This window comes from Planomonospora antibiotica (assembly GCF_014647955.1).
Taxonomy (GTDB): domain Bacteria; phylum Actinomycetota; class Actinomycetes; order Streptosporangiales; family Streptosporangiaceae; genus Planomonospora; species Planomonospora parontospora.
Window position 1 is genome coordinate 1 of the sequence record NZ_BMQE01000104.1, and the last position, 5617, is coordinate 5617.

Below are 5617 nucleotides of genomic sequence, written 5' to 3' on the forward strand. Positions count from 1 at the left end.
TCTGACCAGCACCTACACCCTCACCCGTGGCCCAGAACCCTGATTAGCTGCGGAACCCAGGGGGATCGGGCGGGAGGATTGCAGGCAGGTCCGCCGGCCGCAAGCGCAGGGGGCTGCGCCTGGGAGGAAGCAGCGCGCTCGGAGTCGCGGTGAGCCGATGAACGCGCACCCCGGCGCGGGGGACTGAGGTGAGCGGAGCCCTACAAGGCCACGGTCCGTGGCCGGCCTATCCCTGCCGAGACCGGTGGTCGTGTGCTGCGGCGCTGACCACGGCATCAATGCCCAACGGCAGATCCAGCAGGTCCGCCAGGCGGCGCAGGAAGGGCGGCACGTTGACCACACGGGCCGCGCCCGCCTGGCACAGCCGCGCCAGCAGGAGCGTTCCGCCGGTGTCGATGAACCGCAGCCGCCCGGCATCGATCAGGAGAGGTTCGCCGCCGTGTCCGGCGCGGGCCAGCGTCTGCTCCAGCGCGTTGCGGTTGGTGGCGTCGATCTCGCCGATCAGCCGGATGCGGGCCGCACTGGGCGCGGGGCGGTAGACCAGGCGCAACTGGCGGTCGGCGTAGAGGAGCGCGTCGACGGCGTCGCAGGACGCGGTGCCGGGTTCGGGAACGCCGGTTGCGGGAACGGCGGAGGCGGGGCCGTACAGGATGGTCATGGCGCTGCGGGCGCGGGCGGGCAGGTGCGGACGCGCCAGGGCTGGAGGGCAGGCATGCGAACCCCCGTCAGGGAGGGAGGCCGGTCGGCTGGAATCATCTCACCCGCAGCGTCTTTCACGAAGTCGCTTGCCAGAAACAAACTTCCGATGAAATCTTATGGTAGACAGATCCCGCGTCCGCTACCAGCGTGCCGACCCGACCAGCCTCGAAAGATACGACATGGTTATGAGCAGCTCTGGTGAACCCACCTCCACCTGGACGTTCCTGACCCACCACGCCCGGGTGCTGCTGGAGATCGCCCGCGATCCGCAGGCGCGCCTGCGCGACATCGCCGACCGCATCGGCATCACCGAACGGGCCGTGCAGGGCATCGTGTCCGACCTGCACCAGGAGGGCTACCTGACCCGCGGCAAGGTCGGCCGCCGCAACCACTACACCCTCAACCCCGAACGTGGTTTCCGCTATCCGACCGAGGCCGGTCTGCCCGTCGGGCTGCTCATCGACCTGTTCACCCAGCGCGACCTGCCCGCCGGCGACGCGCGTGCCGTCGGCCACGCCGATGCCCCGACGGCCCCGATCGACGCTGTCGCGCATCGATCGAGCGCTGCCGCTTTTCGCTGACGCCTTTGACGCGCCTTCGCCCTGGGCACTGGATGACCGTCTCACGTAGCTGCGGCATCCGAGCGGACGCCTCATGACCGGCGAGACATGCCTCAGGCCGGATGAGAGCGAACGGCGGCCCGAGCCCGGATCGGTTCGGGTCGGACGGTGTCGGTTTCCCCGCTCTGGCTGCTGATGGCGGGCCGGGGGCACCGAGGGCTGATCGCCCGGTGCTGCCGGGTGCGTAACGCGGCAGGTGGGCGAGGGGACGAACCCGGACATGCACGGGCCCGGCAGGGGGCCGGATTCGTGCAGGAGATGAGACCCTGCCGATCACCGACCGCATCCAGGCGCGCGAAGGTTGCGGCTGCTGCAACGCGTCTACGCAACGGAACACTCCAGGCGCGGGGACCGTCGCTGTGAGACGCCACCCGATCGCTCAGGATTGCCGTAGCGGGTGATCCCACCGGGGCTTCGGGGGGCACGGGAAGCACCTGCCGTCGAGAACGGCGCCGGAAGCGGCGGCAACTCGCCGACCGGACACCCCGCCGGCCGTGGAACCCCAGGACACAAGATGATTACCGAATGTTGTCGTTCAAGGACGGAACGTTACCATTGCCTGGGGTTGGGAGAACCTCCCGCCCCTTCCCCCGATCACGGAGCGCCGCATGGAACGAACGGTTCTCGCCGCAGTCGCCGAACGCCCCGACGCCGATTCGGCGCTCGCCGAGCAGCTCCGCCGCGTATGCGCGGCGATGGACGGGCTCGGGCTCCAGGTGCGCTGGACCCACCGGGCCGAGGACGCCCTGGCGGTCGCCGCGTCGGACGCGTCGCTGACGGCGGTACTGGCCGCCTGGGACGCGCCGGGCGCCGAAGAACTGCTGGGCGCGGTGGCCAAGCGGTTCCGCGGCCTGCCCGTCTTCCTCATGACGCAGGAGCAGGAGCTCCCGCTGTGGGTGTACGAGGTCATCCAGGGCTACGTCTTCCCCCTGGAGGACACCCCGCAGTTCATCGCCGGACGCATCGCCCACGCGGCCGAGCAGTACGCCGAGAAGATCCTCCCGCCGTTCTTCGGTGCGCTGCGGCGCCTCCAGGACCACCATCGCTACTCCTGGCACACCCCGGCGCACGCCGGAGGCGTGGCGTTCCTCAAATCACCGGTGGGACGGGCGTTCTTCGACTTCTACGGTGAGCGGCTGCTGCGCACCGACCTGTCCATCTCCGTCACCGAGCTGGGATCGCCGCTCGATCACACCGGCCCCATCGGAGACGCCGAGCGCAACGCCGCCCGCGTCTTCAGCGCCGACCGCACGTTCTTCGTGGTCAACGGCAACTCCACCGCCAACCGCATCGTCGGTCACCACGCGATCGCCCGCGACGACACCGTCCTGGTGGACCGCAACTGCCACAAGTCGGTCCAGCACGCGCTGGCCATCAGCGGCGCCCGCCCGGTCTACCTCATCCCCGAGCGCAACGGACTCGGGCTGGCGGGCCCGATCCCTCCCGCCGCGCTGGAGGCGGACGCGATCCGCGAACGGGTGGCCGCCCACGCCCTCGCCACCGGAGCCCCGACGTACGCCGTGGTCACGAACTCCACCTACGACGGGGTGTGCTACGACGCGGTACGGGTCGGCGAACTGCTCGGCGCCAGCGTGCCGCGGCTGCACTTCGACGAGGCGTGGTTCGCCTACGCCCGGTTCAACCCGCTCTACGCCGACCGGTACGGCATGGCGATCGACGAGCGCACGCTGCCGGGACCGGACCGCCCCACCGTGTTCGCCACCCAGTCGACGCACAAACTGCTGGCCGCGCTGTCCCAGGCGGCGATGCTGCACGTCCGCCCCGCCGAACGCGCACCGGTCGACTACGACGCGCTCAACGAGACCTACCTCATGCACGCCTCCACCTCACCCCTCTATCCAGTGATCGCCTCGCTGGACGTCGCGGCCGCGATGATGGACGGCCCGTCGGGCCCCTTCCTCACCGGGGAGGCGATCGTCGAGGCGGTCCGGTTCCGGCAGGCGATGGTCCGGCTGGCCGCCCGCATCCGCGAGGACGGCCTGCGCCCCGGCTGGTTCTTCGGCGTCTGGCAGCCGCCCGCGGTCACCGACCCGCGCACCGGTCGGACCGTCTCGTTCGCCGACGCCGACCCGGTGCTGCTGTGCACCGAACCGCGGTGCTGGACCCTGGAGGCCGGAGCCGCCTGGCACGGTTTCGACGGGATGTCCGACGGCTACTGCCTGCTCGACCCGGTCAAGGTGACGATCACCTGCCCGGGCGCCGACGCCGCCACCGGCACGCTGGACTGGGGCATCCCCGCCCGCGTCGTGGCCGCCTACCTGGAACGGCGCGGCATCGTGGTGGAGAAGACCGGTGACCACACATTGCTGGTGCTGTTCTCCATGGGCATTACCAAAGGCAAGTGGGGCACCCTGATCGACGCGCTCACCGACTTCAAGAAGGCCTACGACGACGATCTGCCCCTGGCGGAGGTGCTGCCCGGCTTCGGACCGCCCACGATCTCGTTGCAGCGGTTCTGCACCCTCATCCACGGGAAGCTGCGTGACTCCGGGATCGGCGGGCTGCTCGACCAGGTCTTCACCACCCTGCCCGAGCAGGTGTCGACCCCCGCCGACTGCTACCAGGCCATGATCCGCTCCCGCACCGAGCGCGTCCCGCTGACCGGTCTGCCGGGCCGGATCGCTGCGGCCACGGTGGTGGTCACCCCGCCCGGGATCCCCATGCTGATGCCCGGCGAGGCGGCCGGCCCCGCCGACGGCCCGCTGATGACGTACCTGCAGGCGTTGGAGGACTTCGACCGGTCCTTCCCCGACCTGGCCACCGACATTCACGGCGCCCACCGCGACGGTGACGGGCGCTACTGGGTGGAGGTCCTCAAGCAGGGATGAGACCCTCACTCCGTGGTCCCCGGTTCGCCGGGAGCGAGGCCGGCGTCGCGGGCGAGCAGGGCGGCCCGGACCCGCCGCGAGCGCCCGAAGCTGGCCGCCACGGATGCACGCCGACGACACCCTGGTCATCTACAAGTCCGACCGCATCGCCCGCAGCGTGAAGGAACTCCTGGTCTTCTTGGAGGACGAGCTCGCGCCGCGCGGCATCAACCTGCACATCCTGTCGGGGTGCGCGCCGGGGTGCACCGGCCCGGTGGCCAGTCGATCGCGGACACGATGCTGTTCCTGGTGGCGGCGATGGCCGCGGAGATGGAGCGCGACCTGGTCCGTGAGCGCACCTTGGACGCCCTGGCGGCGGCCGCCGCCAGGGCCGCAAGGGTGGTCGGCCCCCGGCGATCGACGCCGACAAGCTCGAGTCCGCCCGCGCCCGCTGAGCCCGCGGGAAGACCATCCCGGCCATCGCCAAGGCCCTCGGCGTGGGGCGGTCCACGCTGTATCGGGCCCTGGAGGACACCGTCCTGCGAAACCGGCCTCGCTCACGGCCACACCGGACCGGTGCATCCCGGACCGCTCGGGCGGTAGGGTCCACGCGTGCGTTGATCTTCCGGGCGGCGGCCACGTGCCGCCGCGGACGGTACAGACGATCCCCCGGCAGGCGGGACCGCCCCGACAGGCATACCCGTCGCCATCACCCGGAGAACACGATGCCCGCTCCACAGCCCCTCACCTACCACGCCTTCGTCGAACGCGCCGCCGCCGACCCCGCCGTCGTGGGCCTCGTCCTCAAAGGCTCCCGCGCCCACGACGGCATGACCACCGCGCATTCAGACCACGACCTGTACGTCGTTCTCGCCGACGGCGCGGCAACGGATCTCACCCGCTTCGCGGGCCACCGCACCCCGCAGCTCGACCTCGCCGTCATCACCTTGACCGAGTTCCGCACGGCCGGCATGCCCGGCTTCGAGCGCTACGCCCTGGCCCGCGCCACGGTCGTGCTCGACCGGCTGGATGGAGGCATCGCCCGGATCCTGGCCGCCAAGGCACGACTCGACGCCGACGAAGCCTTCCAGAACGCCGGTGAATGGCTCGACGCCTACGCCAACTCCCTCTACCGCTCCGTCAAGAACGACCGGGACGGGCATGCGCTCGCCGCCCGCCTCGACGCCGCCGACAGCGTCCGGTTCCTGCTGGAACTGCTCTTCGCGCTCGCCCGCCGCCCCCGCCCCTACAACAAGTACCTGCAGTGACTCCTCCGCTCCCTGAAGGGAGCGGCTTCTCGCTAAGCCGCTTCCGCAGCCTCACGAAGGGCAAGCCCTGCCCTGAGGATGTTGATCGCCGCATTGACGTCGGCGTGCGCTTCATGCCCGCACGCCGTACAGGCGAACGCAGCCTGGGTGAGGCGGTTCTCCGTCGCGCAGTGCCCGCAGCGCGAGCACGCGCGGGAGGTGT

5 protein-coding genes are annotated in these 5617 nt (G+C 70.9%); 3 read left to right on the top strand and 2 right to left on the bottom strand.

Features of this window, described 5'->3' with window-relative positions; all coding sequences use genetic code 11:
* Positions 1-226: 226 nt before the first annotated feature.
* Entirely contained in the window at positions 227-658 is a 432-nt protein-coding gene (locus tag IEZ06_RS35345) for an STAS domain-containing protein (protein WP_189241026.1), read from the bottom strand.
* A 226-nt stretch (positions 659-884) separates the two neighbouring features.
* Here IEZ06_RS35345 and IEZ06_RS35350 point away from each other — a divergent pair, with 226 nt between their 5' ends.
* The 3 genes from IEZ06_RS35350 to IEZ06_RS35360 all read left to right on the top strand — a co-directional run bounded on the left by IEZ06_RS35350 (position 885) and on the right by IEZ06_RS35360 (position 5415).
* The gene (locus tag IEZ06_RS35350; RefSeq protein WP_203872433.1) at positions 885-1280 is read left to right on the top strand and encodes a helix-turn-helix transcriptional regulator; all 396 of its coding nucleotides are present in this window, start codon (positions 885-887) and stop codon (positions 1278-1280) included.
* Between the two features lie 647 nt (positions 1281-1927).
* Entirely contained in the window at positions 1928-4168 is a 2241-nt protein-coding gene (locus tag IEZ06_RS35355) for an Orn/Lys/Arg family decarboxylase (RefSeq protein ID WP_189241027.1), read from the top strand.
* Positions 4169-4872: 704 nt separating this feature from the next.
* Positions 4873-5415: a hypothetical protein gene (locus IEZ06_RS35360; protein WP_203872434.1), complete on the top strand. Its 543-nt coding sequence runs from the start codon at positions 4873-4875 to the stop codon at positions 5413-5415.
* A 32-nt stretch (positions 5416-5447) separates the two neighbouring features.
* Here the strand turns inward: IEZ06_RS35360 and IEZ06_RS35365 are convergent.
* Positions 5448-5617, bottom strand: a 170-nt coding sequence (locus IEZ06_RS35365) for a zinc ribbon domain-containing protein (RefSeq protein WP_189241028.1), incomplete at its 5' end; no start/stop codon positions are given.